This window comes from Planomonospora sp. ID91781, assembly GCF_015711595.1.
GTDB lineage: Bacteria > Actinomycetota > Actinomycetes > Streptosporangiales > Streptosporangiaceae > Planomonospora > Planomonospora parontospora.
Map to the genome: position 1 here is coordinate 1,286,366 of NZ_JABTEY010000001.1, position 16,899 is coordinate 1,303,264.

General features: G+C 72.2%; 14 protein-coding genes and 1 pseudogene. 7 read left to right on the plus strand and 8 right to left on the minus strand.

Annotation, left to right across the window (positions count from 1 at the left end):
- The first annotated feature begins 220 nt into the window (after positions 1–220).
- The 4 genes from HS048_RS38715 to HS048_RS05990 all read left to right on the plus strand — a co-directional run bounded on the left by HS048_RS38715 (position 221) and on the right by HS048_RS05990 (position 3,304).
- Positions 221–1,081 (plus strand): helix-turn-helix transcriptional regulator, encoded by an 861-nt coding sequence (locus tag HS048_RS38715; protein WP_068898121.1) that lies wholly within the window; start codon positions 221–223, stop codon positions 1,079–1,081.
- Between the two features lie 71 nt (positions 1,082–1,152).
- On the plus strand, positions 1,153–1,359 hold the full coding sequence (locus HS048_RS05980) for a DUF397 domain-containing protein (protein ID WP_068898123.1): 207 nt from the start codon (positions 1,153–1,155) through the stop codon (positions 1,357–1,359).
- A gap of 132 nt (positions 1,360–1,491) precedes the next feature.
- The gene (locus tag HS048_RS05985) at positions 1,492–2,604 is read left to right on the plus strand and encodes a CapA family protein (RefSeq protein ID WP_068898125.1); all 1,113 of its coding nucleotides are present in this window, start codon (positions 1,492–1,494) and stop codon (positions 2,602–2,604) included.
- Positions 2,605–2,650: 46 nt separating this feature from the next.
- Entirely contained in the window at positions 2,651–3,304 is a 654-nt protein-coding gene (locus HS048_RS05990) for a TetR family transcriptional regulator (protein WP_068898127.1), read from the plus strand.
- Positions 3,305–3,452: 148 nt separating this feature from the next.
- Here the strand turns inward: HS048_RS05990 and HS048_RS05995 are convergent, their stop codons facing one another.
- Positions 3,453–4,061, minus strand: coding sequence for a hypothetical protein (locus HS048_RS05995; protein WP_196466383.1), 609 nt, complete (start codon positions 4,059–4,061; stop codon positions 3,453–3,455).
- 169 nt (positions 4,062–4,230) lie between these two features.
- On the opposite strand from HS048_RS05995, the gene HS048_RS06000 reads away from it, so the two are divergent.
- On the plus strand, positions 4,231–4,767 hold the full coding sequence (locus HS048_RS06000; protein WP_196466384.1) for a hypothetical protein: 537 nt from the start codon (positions 4,231–4,233) through the stop codon (positions 4,765–4,767).
- A gap of 84 nt (positions 4,768–4,851) precedes the next feature.
- Here the strand turns inward: HS048_RS06000 and HS048_RS06005 are convergent, their stop codons facing one another.
- The 7 genes and pseudogenes from HS048_RS06005 to HS048_RS06035 form a co-directional block, all read right to left on the minus strand.
- Positions 4,852–5,832: a hypothetical protein gene (locus tag HS048_RS06005; RefSeq protein WP_196466385.1), complete on the minus strand. Its 981-nt coding sequence runs from the start codon at positions 5,830–5,832 to the stop codon at positions 4,852–4,854.
- A gap of 114 nt (positions 5,833–5,946) precedes the next feature.
- Positions 5,947–8,538, minus strand: coding sequence for an ATP-dependent chaperone ClpB (gene clpB / locus HS048_RS06010; RefSeq protein WP_196466386.1), 2,592 nt, complete (start codon positions 8,536–8,538; stop codon positions 5,947–5,949).
- Between the two features lie 198 nt (positions 8,539–8,736).
- Positions 8,737–8,989: pseudogene (locus tag HS048_RS06015) on the minus strand (heat shock protein transcriptional repressor HspR); the annotation flags it as partial.
- Between the two features lie 3 nt (positions 8,990–8,992).
- Positions 8,993–10,177, minus strand: coding sequence for a molecular chaperone DnaJ (gene dnaJ / locus HS048_RS06020; protein ID WP_068898136.1), 1,185 nt, complete (start codon positions 10,175–10,177; stop codon positions 8,993–8,995).
- Positions 10,178–10,210: 33 nt separating this feature from the next.
- Positions 10,211–10,825 carry a nucleotide exchange factor GrpE gene (grpE, locus tag HS048_RS06025; protein ID WP_191896427.1) on the minus strand — a complete coding sequence of 205 codons (615 nt, stop codon included), beginning with the start codon at positions 10,823–10,825 and terminating at the stop codon, positions 10,211–10,213.
- Positions 10,826–10,853: 28 nt separating this feature from the next.
- Complete coding sequence (gene dnaK, locus HS048_RS06030) at positions 10,854–12,737, minus strand: molecular chaperone DnaK (RefSeq protein WP_196466387.1); 1,884 nt, start codon at positions 12,735–12,737, stop codon at positions 10,854–10,856.
- Between the two features lie 321 nt (positions 12,738–13,058).
- Positions 13,059–13,562 carry a hypothetical protein gene (locus HS048_RS06035; protein WP_068898140.1) on the minus strand — a complete coding sequence of 168 codons (504 nt, stop codon included), beginning with the start codon at positions 13,560–13,562 and terminating at the stop codon, positions 13,059–13,061.
- Between the two features lie 199 nt (positions 13,563–13,761).
- On the opposite strand from HS048_RS06035, the gene HS048_RS06040 reads away from it, so the two are divergent.
- Both HS048_RS06040 and proC read left to right on the plus strand, forming a co-directional pair.
- Complete coding sequence (locus tag HS048_RS06040) at positions 13,762–15,834, plus strand: neutral/alkaline ceramidase (protein ID WP_196466388.1); 2,073 nt, start codon at positions 13,762–13,764, stop codon at positions 15,832–15,834.
- 250 nt (positions 15,835–16,084) lie between these two features.
- Positions 16,085–16,879 (plus strand): pyrroline-5-carboxylate reductase, encoded by a 795-nt coding sequence (gene proC, locus HS048_RS06045; RefSeq protein ID WP_189238373.1) that lies wholly within the window; start codon positions 16,085–16,087, stop codon positions 16,877–16,879.
- Positions 16,880–16,899 lie beyond the last annotated feature (20 nt).

The following is a 16,899-nucleotide window of genomic DNA, read 5'->3' on the forward strand; positions in this document are numbered from 1 at the left end:
CCGAAAATCATTGCCATCCGCCGCCATGGACGAAGGAAACCCCTATAGGCAACCCGTTGCCGGAGGAAGGGTTGCGGCAAGCTCTCATGGCGGGAATATGGAGAGAAGGCTCGCAGGCCTACGTGCAAATTGCAGTGTACGATGAGCGCGAGGCCCTGAATCTTGGGGCCTTAAACAGTCCAGTAGCGATACACCTTCATATCGATGGGGGGGTCGGACGGTGGCCGAGCGCGGCAGTCCAACCGTTCGCCGGCGCAGGCTCGGCCAGGAGCTCCGCCGGTTGCGGGAGGGCTGCGGTCTGAGCGGTGAGGACGTCGCCACGAGGCTGACCTGGTCGGCTTCGAAGGTCAGCCGCATCGAGAACGCCAAGACCATGCCGCGCCGGAGCGACGTCGAGGCCCTCACCGAGCTGTATGAAGTGGATGGGGATCGGCGGCGCGAGCTGCTCGACCTCCATCGGGACGCGGCCCGCAAGGGCTGGTGGGAGAACTATTCGGACTCCCTGCCCCAGGAGCTCACCACTCTGCTGGGGCTGGAGGCGGAGGCCGTCTCGGCGCTGAACTGGGAACCCCAGCTGGTGCCGGGCCTGCTGCAGACCGAGGACTACGCGCGCGAGGTCATTCGCGCCACGCAGCCGATCACTCGGATTCCGCCGGGAGAGTTCCGCAGCCGGGTCAACGCCCGCATGGCCCGGCAGGACCTCGTCACCCGGAGCACCGACCCGCTCCGGCTCTGGGTGGTCCTGGACGAGTCGGTGCTGCTGCGCCGCTTCGGAGGCGCGGCGGTGATGCGCGGGCAGCTCGAGCGCCTGGTCGAGATCTCGCGGCTGCCGAACGTGCGGGTGCAGATCCTGCCCCTGGGCGGGGAGCACCCGGTGAACACCGGCTCCTTCTTCCACCTCAAGTTCCCCGAATTCCACGACGTCGTGTACCTGGAGTCGCTCTACAGCGCACGCTTCGTGGAGGACGAGGAGATGGTGTACGGCTATGAGATCGCCTTCGGCCACCTGCAGTCGGAGGCATATGGAGTCGACGGCTCTCGGGAACTCATCGAGAAGATCATCGAGGAGCGTTGGAGATAGGCAGTCTCCTCAGGTCCTGAGCAGCTGCCCCAGCGGGAACCGAGGGCGTTTCCCGTAAAGGAGATATGCACATGTACGAAGCCGACCTTTCGGGCGCGGCCTGGAGGAAGAGCGTCCGCAGCGCGGCCAACGGCAACTGCGTGGAGGTCGCCCAGCTGCCGGGCGGGCGCGTCGGCGTCCGCGACAGCAAGAACCGGCAGGGCCCGGTCCTCGTCTTCACCCCGGGTGAGTGGGACGCGTTCGTCGGGGGCGTCAAGGACGGCGAGTTCGACCTGTAGACGCGGACGGGTACGGCCTGCAATCCCGCAGGCGGGGCACAGGCCGTACCCGGTGGGAGAAAGGTCAGGAAGAGGCATCCGAAGGGCGAGTCGTTCCGCTCACCGCGGCCGGGATGGCATGCTCGGAGGGCGATGAACACCTATACCCGCCGCCGCCTCGGTGTGGCCGCCGCCGCAGTCGTGTCCACCCTGCTCGCCGCGGCCTGCACCGCCGCGGAGTCCGCCGCCCCGGACTCGGCCGCCGGCAAGCCCGCCGACAGGCCCGCCGAGCCGGCCGAGGCCACGCCCACCCCCGAACGCCGGCCGTACACGATCTCCTTCGGGGGAGACGTGCACTTCGAGGGGGTCCTGCGGACCCGGCTGAACGCGAACCCGCGCACCGCGCTGGGGCCGATCGCCAAGGTGCTCCGCAAGGCGGACCTGGCCATGGTGAACCTGGAGACCGCGATCACCACCGGCGGCACCCCGGCCCCCGGCAAGCAGTACACCTTCCGGGCCCCGGCCAGCGCGCTGACCGCGCTGAAGGCGGCCGGAGTGGACGTGGCGTCCATGGCCAACAACCACGGCATGGACTACATGGAGAGCGGGCTGGCCGACTCGCTGGCCGCGGTCAGGCGCGCGAAGTTCCCCATGGTCGGGGTGGGTGCGAACGAGGCCCAGGCGTACCGCCCGTGGCGGACGACCGTCAACGGCAACCGGGTGGCGATCATCGGTGCGACCCAGGTGCTGGACTCGGAGTTCATCACCGCCTGGACGGCGAAGGGGAGCAAGGGCGGGCTCGCCTCCGCCAAGAACGAGGCGCGGCTCATCCAGGAGGTGCGCCGGGCGCGCAGAAACTCCGACACCGTCATCGTCCACCTGCACTGGGGCACCGAGCTGCAGAAATGCCCGAACGAGGCGCAGCGGGGCCTGGCCCCCAAGCTGGTCGCGGCCGGGGCCGACGTGGTGGTCGGCGGCCACGCGCACATCCTGCTCGGCGGCGGCTACCTGCGGAACGCCTACGTCAACTACGGCATGGGCAACTTCGTCTTCTACAACTGGGGGCCGGAGACCGGCCGGACCGGGGTGCTCACGCTGACGATCGACGGCCGCAGGGTCCTCAAGGACCAGTGGACCCCGGCCGTGATCCAGGGCGGCGTGCCGGTCCCGCTCACCGGGTCCGCCCGGCGGCAGGCCCTGACGAGCTGGAAGGCGCTGCGCGGGTGCACGGGCCTGGCGGCCAGACCCGGACAATCCAGCGATTGACCCGATAGCACCTGACCTGACGGGATCCGACGGGCAAGATGGAGGGATGTCGACCATCCTGCCCGCCGAGGAGTGCGGTGAGACTCCGCTGCGGCGCCAGCCCACCCAGCGACGGAGCGCACGGCGCGTCGAGAGGATGCTCGACGCGTGCGCCGAACTGCTGGACGAGATCGGTTACGAGGCGCTGTCCACCACCCGGATCGCCGAGCGGGCCGGGGTCGCGATCGGTTCCGTCTACCAGTTCTTCCCGGACAAGCGGGCCGTCGCCCAGGCGGTGACCCGCCGCCACGTGGAGGGCTTCGTCTCCCGGATCGGGGCGCGCTTCCTCGCCGAGGACTACGGCGGCTGGTGGGACGCGGTCGACGCGATCATCGACGAGTACGTCGAGATGAACCGGACCGTCCCGGGCTTCCGCTCCCTGCACTTCGGCGACGTGGTCGACCTCAACATGCTCGACCCGGTGGCCGACAACAACACGGTCATCGCCGGGCGGCTGCGCGGGCTGCTCCTGCAGGAGTACGGCCTGGCCGACAGCGAGGAGTTCGACCTGGCCATCCTCATCGCGGTCGAGGCGGGTGACGCGGTGCTGAAGCTCGCCTTCCGGCGCGACGCCGACGGCGACCCGGCGGTCATCGCCGAGGCCAAGCGGTTGATCCGGGGCTACCTGAACCGTCAGTTCGCCAGGGCGTCGGCGTCCTAGGAGGTGCCCGCCGTCCGCCGTGCGCGGCGCGGGCCGCCTCGCGGGACGGTCTCCCGTACGGGTGCGCGGGCCGCGGTGACCGGGCCGCGGTGACCGGGCCGCCGTGCGCGGCGGGGCCGCGGTGACCGGGCCGCCGTGCGCGGCGCGGTCAGCCGTGTCCGGGTCCCCGCGCGTGGCGGGGGAGGACCGGCTGGTCGCCGAAGGGCCGGACCTTGCCGATGTGGGGGACGGTGGGCAGCCAGGGGTCCTCGGCCGGAAGGAAGTCCGGAGGCCACATACCCGCCTCCCTCACCTCGTCGGGCCGCCAGGTCTCCCGGGAGTCCCTCTCCCGGCCGCCGGACCGCGGCCTGGGGTGATCGGCCGCAGGGCCCCGCGAGACGGCGGGTGGTGCGTCGGCTCCCGCGGAGCCGGATCCCGCCCGCTCCCGCCAGTCCCGCCGGTCCCGCCGGTCCCCGCGCTCCGCCGCCCTGCTCCGGCTCTCCCGGACGTCCGCCGGCACGGGGGCGAAGGCGGCTGGCACGGAGGCCTCGCGCCGCCTGGCCGGGGAACGGCCCGAGGCGGAGCAGAGCGGGCGGGCGGGCGTCGCGACCGCCTGGGTGGCCAGGCGCGACTCTCGCCATCTGTCCTCCGCGGAGGCGAGCCTGCGGCGCGCCTCGTCGACGGCGTCGAGCTTCGCCGAGAGGTATCCGGCGCATCCGGGAACGACCACGGAGAGAAGCGCCGCGCACGTCAGGGTGAGGGTCAGCTGCCTGGACATGCCCATCGCACCTCCTTCGAAAGGCACCGCTCCTGGAGCAGGAGGCGTCCGTCATATGCCCGCTTCCTACGGAAAAAAGCTCAGCGTGAGCAATTGGGTGCATGTAGTTGCACAACCCATACCTGGCATTGAGCGGACGGAACAGAGCCGCGCTCGGTACGCTCGCGGTGTGGCGCATGTGACACGTGGGCAGCTGGACAGGCTGCTTGAGCAGGCACTTATGGCCGATGATCACGAAAACCTCGCCCGGCGGCTCGAAGAGCTGGCGGAGGCGTACGTGTCCGGCGACATATCGCGGGCGGCGGTCCTCGTGCTCGCCGCGGAGGAGTGGCGGCAGGCGGGCAAGCCCGTCCGCGCCCTCCGCTGCTTCCAACTGGCCGTGGACGAGGGCGGCGACGCGGGGGCCGATCCGAGGGCGGGGATCGCCGACACCCTCTTCGAGCTCGAACAGCCGGACGAGGCGCGGAAGGTGATCGAGGAGATCCGGACCGGCGGCGTCTCCCCGGCGACCGCGCTGACGGTCGCGGAGACCCTCGCCGCGTACGGCGAACCGCAGGAGGCCCACGCCTGGGCCACCTGGGGCCTCGGCGACGCGGTTCCGGGCGGGGCGGAACACGCCGCGCTCCTGCGCGTCCGCTACCGCATCCGGGTGGATCTCGGGCTGCCGGAGGACGAGCTGGACGCGCTGCTCGACACCTCGCACTGAGCGCGCCCCGGGACCCGGGGCGCGCTCCGGCTCAGGCCCCGGGACCTCAGGCTTCCGGACGGTGATCCGGCGTACGTCGCCGGATCACCGGAGCCCGGGCACCGCGCCCTGGTGCTCGCTGCGGCGTCCGCTCCGGCTCAGCGGCAGGTCCGACAGGAATCCGTCCAGGATCGGCAGCCGCCGGGCCTCACCGCCACCGCGACCGCCTCCGGCCCCGTCCCCGGCCCGGGGCGGTGCACCGCCGGTGCGCGGGCCGGTCGGCACGACCTCGGCCTCCCGCGCGGCCGTGGCGGGCGGCCTGCCCGTGACGATCTTCCCGCCGGCCCGGCGGGGCAGCGGCATCGGGGCCGGCAGGGCCAGCGCGGTACCGCCCGACAGCACACCGGCGGCGTTCGCGAACGACGGCACCGAGGGCACCGCCGGAGGCGGACCGGCGACGGCCGACGGCGCGCTCGGCAGGCCGGGCAGGTCCGGGGTGGGCGACAGGAACTCCACCCAGACCAGACCGGCGTACCCGGGCATGCCGAAGGGGAGCCCGGGGAAACCGACCCCGGCGGCGACACCGCCCGCATCGGCGACGCTGAGGATCGCGGAGGCGCGGGAGAGCCCGGGCAGACCGGCGTTCCGGGCGAGCAGCTCCAGGGCGGGCAGGGACACGGGCGGCCCCGGCACACGGGCCGCGGGCCGGTACGGCGGGGCGGTGCCGCCGGACGCGGCCGTGCGGCCCGGCGCTCCGGAGGCGCGGGCCGCGGGGCGGTGCGGCCGTTCGGGGTCGCGGGGCGGAGCCGTACGGCCGGCCGGGTCCCGGGGGCGGGCGGGACCGGACGCATTCCGGGAACGCGCGGGATCGGCTGAGTCCCGGGAGCGGGCGGGGTCGGCCGGCGTCCAGGTCCGGCGGGCCGGCCCGTTCCCCCGGGCGCAGGCGTCCCCCTGGGATCCGGCCGTGCGCCGCTCCTCGCAGGGCGCGGCGGAGGCCGGTGCCGGGGCCGCCGCCGTCCATCCCGCGCAGGCCGCCGTGAGCACCGCGGCCAGGACCGCCCGAGCGTTCCGTGATGCGTTCGACACGCCCGCCCCCCTGCGGTTCCCGCCGTGCTCCGTGGTCCGACGAATGCCGAACGTACCCAGCGGGGATCTTCCGGGGAGCGGGCTTGACCGAATGCCGACCAATCCCTTACCGGGTCAGGAGGGCTCCGGGACCGCCACGTCGACCGTGAGGGAGTCGCGGTCGGCGTCGAGGTCCACGAGCACCTCGTCACCGTCCTGGATCTCGCCGGAGAGCACCTTGCGGGCCAGCGTGTCACCGATGGCCGACTGGACCAGCCGGCGCAGCGGGCGCGCGCCGTACATGGGGTCGTAGCCGGTCAGGGCCAGCCAGTCGCGGGCGGCGGGGCAGACGGTGAGCGTGAGCCGCCGGTCGGCCAGCCGCCTGGCGAGGTGCGCCACCTGCAGGTCGACGATCCTGGACAGCTCCTCGCTGCCGAGCGCGTCGAACAGGATCACGTCGTCGAGCCGGTTCAGGAACTCCGGCTTGAACCTGCCCCTGACCGTGTTCATCACGGCCTCGCGCTTGGCGCCGTTCTCCATCGTCGGATCGACCAGGAACTGCGAGCCGAGGTTGGAGGTGAGGATCAGGATCGTGTTGCGGAAGTCGACCGTGCGGCCCTGCCCGTCGGTGAGCCGTCCGTCGTCGAGGACCTGGAGCAGGATGTCGAAGACCTCCGGGTGGGCCTTCTCGACCTCGTCCAGCAGCACCACGGTGTACGGCCTGCGCCGCACGGCCTCGGTGAGCTGGCCGCCCTCCTCGTAGCCCACGTAGCCGGGCGGGGCGCCGACGAGGCGGGCGACGCTGTGCTTCTCCGAGTATTCGCTCATGTCGATGCGGACCATGGCCCGCTCGTCGTCGAACAGGAAGTCCGCCAGCGCCTTGGCCAGCTCGGTCTTGCCGACGCCGGTGGGGCCGAGGAACAGGAAGCCGCCGGTCGGCCGGTCGGGGTCGGCGATGCCCGCGCGGGCGCGCCGGACGGCGTCGGAGACGGCCCGGACGGCGTCGCGCTGGCCGATCAGCCGGGCGCCGATCTCCTCCTCCATGCGCAGCAGCTTGGCGGTCTCGCCCTCCAGCAGGCGGCCCGCCGGGATGCCGGTCCACGAGGCGATGACCTCGGCGATGTCGTCGGGGCCGACCTCCTCCTTGACCATGGCGTGCTCCGGCTGGGCGGCGGTGCTGGCCTCGGCGAGCTCGGCCTCCAGCCGGGGCACCTCGCCGTACATCAACCGGGAGGCGGCCTCGAAGTCGCCGTCGCGCTGGGCGCGCTCGGCGGCGCCGCGGGCCTCGTCGAGCTGCTTCTTCAGGTCGCCGACCCGGTTGAGCCCGGCCTTCTCCCGCTCCCAGCGGGCCACCAGGCCGCTGAGCTCCTCCTTGCGGTCGGCGAGCTCGGCGCGGAGCCGCTCCAGCCGCTGCCGGCTGCTCTCGTCGGTCTCCTTGGCCAGCGCGAGCTCCTCCATCATCATCCGGTCGACGTTCCGCTGGAGCTGGTCGATCTCCACGGGGCGGGAGTCGATCTCCATGCGGAGCCGGGACGCGGCCTCGTCGATGAGGTCGATCGCCTTGTCCGGCAGGAACCGGGAGGTGATGTAGCGGTCGGAGAGCGCGGCGGCTGCCACCAGCGCGCCGTCGGAGATCTGCACCTGGTGGTGGGCCTCGTAGCGGCCCTTGAGGCCGCGCAGGATCGCGATGGTGTCCTCGACCGAGGGCTCGCCCACGTAGACCTGCTGGAAGCGGCGCTCCAGCGCGGGGTCCTTCTCGATGCGCTCGCGGTACTCGTCGAGCGTGGTCGCGCCGATCATCCGCAGCTCGCCGCGGGCCAGCATGGGCTTGAGCATGTTGCCCGCGTCCATGGCGCCCTCGCCGGCGCCCGCGCCGACCATGGTGTGCAGCTCGTCGATGAAGGTGACGACCTGCCCCTCGCTCTGCTTGATCTCGTTGAGCACGGCCTTGAGCCGCTCCTCGAACTCGCCGCGGAACTTGGCGCCCGCGACCATCGCGCTCAGGTCCAGCGCGATCAGGCGCTTGTCCCGGAGGCTGGAGGGCACGTCGCCGGCGACGATCCGCTGGGCCAGGCCCTCCACCACGGCGGTCTTGCCCACGCCGGGCTCGCCGATGAGCACGGGGTTGTTCTTGGTGCGGCGGCTGAGCACCTGCACGACCCGGCGGATCTCCGTGTCCCGGCCGATCACCGGGTCCAGCTTGCCCGCCCGGGCCCGCTCGGTCAGGTCGACGCCGTACTTCTCCAGCGCCTGGTAGGTGTCCTCGGGGGTCGCGCTGGTCACCTTGGCGTGCCCGCGCACCTTCTCGAAGGCCTCCAGCAGCGCGTCCGGAGAGGCCCCGTTCGACCTCAGCAGCTCGGCGACCGGCCCGCCGTCGGTGGCCAGACCGACCAGCAGGTGCTCGGTCGAGACGTACTCGTCCTCCAGGCGGCGGGCCCGCTCGGCGGCGGTGTGCAGCACGGCGAGCAGCTGCCGGGAGCTGGACGGGGCGCCGACCGTCGAGCCCTGCGCCTTCGGCAGCGCCGCCAGCTGCGTCTCGGCCTCGGTGCGCAGCTTCTTCCAGTCGGCGCCGACGGCCTCCAGCAGGGGTACGGCGGTGCCGCCGGTCTGGGCGAGCAGCGAGGTGAACAGGTGGACCGGGGCGACCTCGGGGTTGCCCTCGGCGGCGGCGCGCCGGATGGCGGAGGAGACCGCCTCCTGGCTCTTCTGCGTGAGCTTGTAGTCCATGGCTATGCCTCACTTCGTTCGGCGGCGGAGGGCTGCGCGCTTCCTCGGCGGACAGCGGCGCCCCCGCGCGGGAAGTCCCCCGGGGCAGGTGGTGCGGCTGTCGTCAGGCGGGTGGCAGTTGGTACTGGATCAGGGCGCGGATCGTCGCCACCTCGGCGCGCAGGCGGTGGTTCTCGTCGCGCAGGCGCATGGCCTCGTTCTCGAGGGTGAGGATCCGCTTGATGCCCGCGAGGTTGATGCCCTCCTCCTGGGAGAGCCGCTGGACCTCGCGGAGCATCATGATGTCGCGGGTGGAGTAGAGCCGCCCCCGGCCCGCCGTACGGCCCGGGCTGACCAGGCCGAGGCGGTCGTACTGCCGCAGGGTCTGCGGGTGCAGCCCCGACAGCTGGGCGGCGACCGAGATCACATAGACGGGAGTGTCATCCGACAGATCGAAGTAGTTGGCTTCCATGGGCTACTCGCTTCTGGCCTGTTGGATCAGCTCGGCGCGCGGGTCGCCTGCGGCGACGGCGTCGCGGAACTCCTCCAGGACGCCGCGCGCCTTGTCGTCCAGCTGCTGCGGCACCAGGACCTCGACCGTGGCGAGCAGGTCGCCCTTGGTGCCGTCCTTACGGGTCACACCCCGGCCGCGCACCCGGAAGGTGCGGCCGTTCGGGGTGCCCGGGGGGATGCGCAGGGTGACCGGCATGCCCTTGAGGATCGGCACCTTGATCTCGGCGCCGAGGGCCGCCTCGGTGAAGGTGACCGGCACGGTGATCGTCAGGTTCTCGCCGGAGCGGCCGAAGACCGCGTGCGGCTTGACGTGGATCTGGACGTACAGGTCGCCGGCGGGGCCGCCGTTCTCGCCGGGGGCGCCCTTGCCCTTGAGCTTGATGCGCTGGCCGTCGCCGACCCCGGCCGGGATGCGCGCCTGGATGGTGCGGGTGCTCTTGCCCCGCCCGCTCCCGTCGCACACCGGGCACGGGTCGTCGACCAGCAGGCCGCGGCCCTTGCAGTCGCGGCACGGCTCGGAGAAGGCGAAGTTGCCCAGGTTGCGGCTGGCCGCGCCGGTGCCCTCGCAGGTCGGGCAGACCCGCGGGGTGGTCCCGGCCTTGGCGCCGGTGCCGGCGCACGCCGCGCAGGAGGAGGAGCTGGTGAGCCGGAGCGACACCGTGGTGCCCTCCACCGCCTCGGTGAAGGAGAGCGTGACCTCCGACTCGATGTCCTGGCCGCGGCGGGCCCTGGTGGTCGTCCCGCCGGGGCGGGTGGCGCCGCCCCGGTTGAACAGGCCGCCGAAGATGTCGCCGATGCGCTCTCCGGCGCCCGGCTGCTGGGCGGTGCCGCCGAACAGGTCGCCCAGGTCGAAGGGGAACCCGCCTGCGCGCGTGCCCCCTCCCGCCCCCGCGTAACCGCCGAGGCCCGATCCGAACAGCGCGCGCGCCTCGTCGTACTCCTTGCGGCGCTTGGCGTCGGACAGGACGTCGTAGGCCTCCGAGACCTCCTTGAACTTCGCCTCGGTCTCGGTGCTGCCCTGGTTGGTGTCCGGGTGGTACTGCCTGGCCAGCTTCCGGTACGCCTTCTTGATCTCTTCGGCGGTGGCGGACTTGGGCACACCAAGGACGGCGTAGTAGTCCTTCTCCAGGTAGTCCTTGGTGCTCATCTGTCTTCCTTCTCCAGATATGGGGTGGATCGGTTATTCGGTCGCGTCGGATTCGCCGGGCTCGGCGACCGCGACGCGCGCGGGGCGCAGCACGCGCTCGCCGATCCGGTAACCGGGCTGCAGGATCTCCACGCAGGTCGGCTCGGTGACGTCGGGCGAGTAGCTGTGCATCAGCGCCTCGTGCACCGTCGGGTCGAAGGGCTCGCCCTTGGCGCCGAAGGAGCCCAGCCCCAGCTTCCCGACGGCCGCCTCCAGCGACTCGGCCACCTTCGCGAAACCGCCGGTGAGCTCCCCGTGGTCACGGGCCCGGCCGATGTCGTCGAGGACCGGGAGCAGCTCGGTCAGCGCACCGGCCACCGCCTGCTCCTTGACCGCGATCCGGTCCCGCTCGACCCGCTTGCGGTAGTTGGAGTATTCGGCCTGGAGTCGCTGGAGGTCCGCCGTGCGCTCGGCGAGCTGGACGGCCAGCTCGGTCGAGGCCAGGTCGGGCCCGGAGCCGGCCTGCCCGGACGGGGCGGTCGGCTCGGCCTGCTCGGCCTTGCCGGACCGCTCGCCGTCCGTCTCGCGCGGCTGCCCGGTCTCCGGGTCGATCTTCCGGTTGTCGCGGATCACCGGCTCCTCCCCGGAACCGTTCTCACGCGTGTTCACGGTCGTGCTCCCCTCGGCTTACCGGCCGTCACTTGGCGTCGTTCTCGCGCTTCGGCTCGTCGTCCACGATCTCGGCCTCGACCACGTCGTCGTCGGCCTTCTGCTCGCCGGCGGCGCCTCCGGCGCCCTCGGCGCCCGGGGCGCCGGCCGGGGCCTCGGAGCCCTGCGCCTGGGCGTAGATCGCCGAGCCCATCTTCTGGCTGACCGTGGCGAGCTTCTCCGCGGCGGCGCGGATGGCGGCCGTGTCGGTGCCCTCCAGCGTCTTCTTCAGGTCGGAGACGGCCTCGCCGACCTCGGACTTGATGTCGTCCGGGACCTTGTCGGCGTTGTCGCTGAGGAACTTCTCCGTCTGGTAGACGAGGGAGTCGGCGTTGTTGCGGGTCTCGGCCTCCTCGCGGCGGCGCTTGTCCTCCTCGGCGTAGGACTCGGCCTCGCGCATCATGCGCTCGATGTCGTCCTTCGGCAGCGCGGAGCCGCCGGTGATCGTCATCGTCTGCTCCTTGCCGGTGCCCAGGTCCTTGGCGGAGACGTTGACGATGCCGTTGGCGTCGATGTCGAAGGTGACCTCGATCTGCGGGATGCCGCGCGGCGCCGGGGCGATGCCGGTCAGCTCGAAGGTGGCCAGCTTCTTGTTGTAGGCCGCGATCTCGCGCTCGCCCTGGTAGACCTGGATCTGCACCGACGGCTGGTTGTCCTCGGCCGTGGTGAAGACCTCGGAGCGCTTGGTCGGGATCGTGGTGTTGCGCTCGATGATCTTGGTGAAGATGCCGCCCTTGGTCTCGATGCCCAGCGAGAGCGGGGTCACGTCGAGCAGCAGGACGTCCTTGACCTCGCCCTTGAGCACACCGGCCTGCAGGGCGGCGCCGATGGCGACGACCTCGTCCGGGTTCACGCCCTTGTTGGGCTCCTGGCCGCCGGTCAGCTCCTTGACGAGCTCGGTGACGGCGGGCATGCGGGTCGAGCCGCCGACGAGCACGACGTGCGCGATGTCGGAGACCTTGATCCCGGCGTCCTTGATCACCTGGTGGAACGGGCCCTTGCAGCGCTCGAGCAGGTCGGCGGTGAGCCGCTGGAACTCGGCGCGGGTGAGCTTCTCGTCCAGGTGGAGCGGGCCCTCGGCGGAGGCCGTGATGTAGGGCAGGTTGATGTTGGTCTCGGACTGGCTGGACAGTTCGATCTTGGCCTTCTCCGCCGCCTCGCGCAGGCGCTGCAGGGCCATCTTGTCCTTGGACAGGTCGACGCCGTGGCCGTTCTTGAACCGGTTGACGAGCTCGTCGACGACGCGCTGGTCCCAGTCGTCGCCGCCGAGGTGGTTGTCGCCGCTGGTGGCCTTGACCTCGACGAAGCCGTGGCCGTCCTCCTGGCCGACGTCGAGCAGGGACACGTCGAAGGTGCCGCCGCCGAGGTCGAAGACCAGGATCGTCTGGTCCTTGTCCTTGTCGAGGCCGTAGGCGAGCGCCGCGGCCGTCGGCTCGTTGATGATGCGCAGGACGTTGAGGCCCGCGATGGTGCCGGCCTCCTTGGTGGCCTGCCGCTGGGCGTCGTTGAAGTACGCCGGGACGGTGATCACCGCGTCGGTGATCTTCTCGCCCAGGTAGGCCTCGGCGTCCTGCTTGAGCTTCTGCAGGACGAAGGCGCTGATCTGCTGCGGGGAGAACTTCTTGCCGTCGATCTCCTGGGACCAGTCGGTGCCCATCTCGCGCTTGACCGAGCGGATCGTCCGGTCCACGTTGGTGACGGCCTGCCGCTTGGCGACCTCACCCACCAGGACCTCGCCGTTCTTCGCGAACGCGACCACGGACGGCGTGGTCCGCGACCCCTGCGCGTTGGCGATGACGGTCGGCTCGCCGCCCTCGAGGATCGAGACGACGGAGTTGGTCGTCCCCAGGTCGATACCTACCGCACGTGCCATGAGTACGTCCTTGTAGTCAAAGTTGAGTCGGTCTGACTCATAGTCGGGCAACGCACCGCGTTTGTCAAACGACTTGAGTCTATGTGGCTCAACCTACAAGAGCGTGATGGCATTCCTGGTTACCCGGGAAAAACCGGGTGATTCCTCTCCTTTCGACGGGTGGCGGCGGGTCGACGTTCCCGGGGTCCACCGTACGGCCCGCACGGGAGGGGGCGGAGGGGAGGCGCGGGACCTCCGGACGCCCGGAGGAGACGCGGCCGGAGGCGGTGCGGGCCCCTCCGGGCCGGAGGCGGTGCGGGACCCTCCCGGGCCCCGGGGCGTTCAGCGGGTTCGGGCGCCGTCGACGACCTTCCGCTTGCCCAGGGGCTTCCTGAGCTTGACCGTGGTCGACTTCTGGATGGCGATCTCGATGCAGGCGACGTTCTGCGCCTTGCTGCTCGGGCCCTCCCACAGGGTGACGGTCACCCGCTTGGAGGTCTCCTTCACGGTCACCCGGTCGAGCACGTTGCAGGGCTCCACCCCGGACCACCAGACGACCCGCAGTGTCCGGCCGTTCTTGTACGGCCGGGCCTTCAGCCAGGGGACCCGGCGGGGGTCGTCGGCGTCGCCCGTCGGCTTGACCGGCCTGGGGCCGTGGGTGGGCTCGACCTTGGGGGCGACGGTGCCCGCCACCGGCTGGGAGGGGGCGGTGCCGGTCGCCGCGGAGCCTCCGGGCGAGGAGGCGGTCGCCGCGGAGGGGGCCGGGGAGCCGGTCACCGTCTCGGTGCCGCACCCCATGGACAGAAGCAGGGTTCCCGCCGCGAGCGGGATCGTGATCCTACGCATGCCCCTATGACGGCCCGGCGGGACGGGCGGTTCAGCACCCTTACCGGACCCTTGACAGCCTTCCGCGCCCGAATCAACATGAACAGAACTCATGTTCTCTCGGAGCGGCACCGGTCCGCCGACGACCGCTCCACCGCACGACGGTTCCGGCCCACCCCCACCGGTCCCCGCGGACCGGCCCACCCCCGGGAGAAAACGCATGCGGCTCGCACGTCCGAGAACCCGAACACTGACCCTGCTGCTGACCGCGGCGCTCGGCGTCGCGGTCCCGCCGGCCCCGCCCGTCGCGGCGGGCACCGGCCCGGCGGGGACCGCCGCGACCGCAGAGCCGCCCGGCTACCTGGTCGGCCGGGGAATCTCCGACGTCACCGGAGAGATCGCCGAGGTCGGCATGATGGGCTACTCCAGCTTCGAGCAGAAGGCCTCGGGGCTGCACCAGCGCCAGCGCTCACGCGCGTTCGTCGTCGTCGACCGGGCCACCGGCAGGCGGGTCGCGTACGTCAACGCCGACCTCGCCATGATCTTCGAGGCGGTCCGGCAGCAGGTGATCGCCAGGCTGAAGCAGCGGTACGGCACGCTGTACACCGAGCAGAACGTGCTGCTGTCGGCGACGCACACGCACGCCGGGCCGGGCGGCTTCTCCCACCACCTGGCGTACAACCTGGCGAGCCTGGGCTTCCAGAAGGGCACCTACGGGGCGATCGTGGACGGCATCGTCGAGTCGGTCGCGGAGGCGCACGACGACCTGCGGCCGGGCACCGTCACCCTGGGCAGGGGAGAGCTCACCGACGCCAGCGTGAACCGGTCCCGCGCCGCCTTCGACCGCAACCCCGCGCAGGACAGGGCGGCCTTCCCCGGCGGCATCGACCCGGCGATGACCGTCCTGCGCTTCCGGCAGGGAGGCGCCGACGTCGGCGCGATCAGCTGGTTCGCCACCCACAACACCTCCCTGACCAACGCCAACACCCTGGTCAGCCCGGACAACAAGGGGTACGCGGCCTACCGCTGGGAGCACGACCACGCCGGGGTGCGCTACCTGGACCCGGGGCCGGGTTTCGTCGCGGCGTTCCCCAACACCAACGCCGGCGACATGTCGCCCAACCTGAACCTGAGGCCCGGATCGGGGCCGACCGAGGACGAGTTCGCCAACACCCGGATCATCGGCGAGCGCCAGTTCGCGAAGGCCCGGCAGATCTACGACGGCGCGACGACCCCGGTCACCGGCGGGGTCGACTCCCGGATGCGCTTCGTCGACATGGAGAACGTCGCCGTCGACGGGAGATACACCCCGGACGGCAGGCCCGGCCGCACCTGCACCGCCATGGTCGGCGCGTCCACGCTCGCGGGCAGCACCGAGGACGGCCCGGCGATCCCGGGCTTCCGGGAGGGCATGACGGGCCCCATCGGCCGGATCCTGGCCTCGCTCGACGTCCCTCCGCCGGCCTCGCTGCTGGCCTGCCAGGCGCCCAAGGCGAACCTGGTGCCGACCGGCCTGATCACCGAGCCGGTGCGGGCGACGCCGAACGTCCTGCCGCTGCAGATCCTCAGGATCGGGCAGCTGTACCTGGTGGCGGGCCCCGCCGAGTACACGATCGTCTCCGGCCTGCGGATCCGGCGGTCGGTCGCGGCGGAGCTGGGCGTGCCGCCGGAGAACGTGCTGCTGCAGGGCTACGCCAACGCCTACAGCCAGTACGTGACCACGCCGGAGGAGTACGCGCTGCAGCAGTACGAGGGCGGCTCGACGCTGTACGGCCCGCACACCCTGCCCGCCCACCAGCAGGAGTTCGCCCGGCTCGCCGCCGCGCTGCGGGACGGCGCCCCGGTCGATCCGGGCACGGCTCCGCCCGACCTGTCCGGTGCGCAGTTCACCCTCCAGACGGGCGTGGTCCTCGACAGCGCGCCGCCGTCCACCTCGTTCGGGCAGGTGCTCACCGAGCCCGCCGCCGCCCACCGGCGCGGGGAGACCGTGACGGCCGAGTTCGTCACCGGGCACCCGAAGAACGACCTGCACCGCAACGGGACCTACCTGGAGGTGCAGCGCCTGGTGGACGGGACGTGGCGGCGCCACCTGGACGACGGCGACTGGCACACGAAGTTCCGCTGGACCCGCCTCAATGCCGTCACCGGCACGTCCAAGGCCACCGTCACCTGGGACGTCGCCGCGGACACCCCGCCCGGCACCTACCGCATCGTGCACTTCGGGGACCGGCGGAACCTGCTCGGCAGGGTCACGCCGTTCACCGGCGTCTCCCGGGCGTTCACGGTGTCCTGACCGCGGCCCCCGCGCGCCCCTTGCCGGCCTCCCTCCGCGTCCCCGCCGGCCGCCCCGGGCGGGGACCCGGCAGGGGGCGCCTCCTCCGGGCCGGGAACCCGGCAGGGGCGGTTGCGGGCCGCGTTCCCCGTACCTCCGCCGCCCCGGGCGGGGGCCCGGCGGGGTGCGTTCGGGCCGGGCTCGCCGCACTCCGGCCGGGCCGTACCTCGTAAGCTGGTCGTCCCTGACCCCCTAGGCAAGGTGCGCTGGCATGATCGCGATTCTCGGGACCGGCAAGATGGGCGAGGCGCTGCTGTCCGGGCTGCTCCGGGCGGGGTTCAAGCCGGGCGACGTGATCGCGACCGCCCGGCGCGCCGAGCGGGCCGAGGCGCTCCGGGAGCGGTACGGCGTGCGGGTGCTGTCCAACCCCGAGGCCGCCAAGCACGCCGACACCCTCATCCTGGCGGTCAAGCCGCAGGACATGGGGACGCTGCTGGCGGAGATCGCACCCTGCGTCCCCGCCGACCGCCTGGTGATCTCGGCGGCGGCGGGCATCACGACCGCGTTCGTGGAGACCCGGCTCGGCGGGGAGGTCCCGGTGGTCCGGGTGATGTCCAACACGCCGGTTCTGGTGGACGAGGCGATGAGCGTGATCTCGGGGGGCGCCCACGCCGCCGAGGAGCACCTCAGGCGGGCCGAGGACCTGCTGCGGCCGGTCGGCAAGGTGCTGCGCATCCCCGAGTCCCAGCAGGACGCCGCGACCGCGCTCTCCGGCAGCGGTCCCGCCTACTTCTTCTACCTGGTCGAGGCCATGGTCGACGCGGGCATCCTGCTCGGCATGCCCCGGGCCGCCGCGCTCGACATGGTCACCCAGTCGATCGTCGGCGCCGCGATCATGCTCCGCGACTCGGGCGAGCACCCCGTCATCCTGCGCGAGGCCGTCACCTCCCCGGGCGGGACCACCATCGCGGCCATCGCCGAGCTGGAGCGCCACAGCGTCCGGGCCGCCTTCCTGGCCGCCATCGAGGCGGCCCGGGACCGGGGCCGCGAGCTCGCCGCCGGCTGACCCGGCCGCCGGGTGCCCGG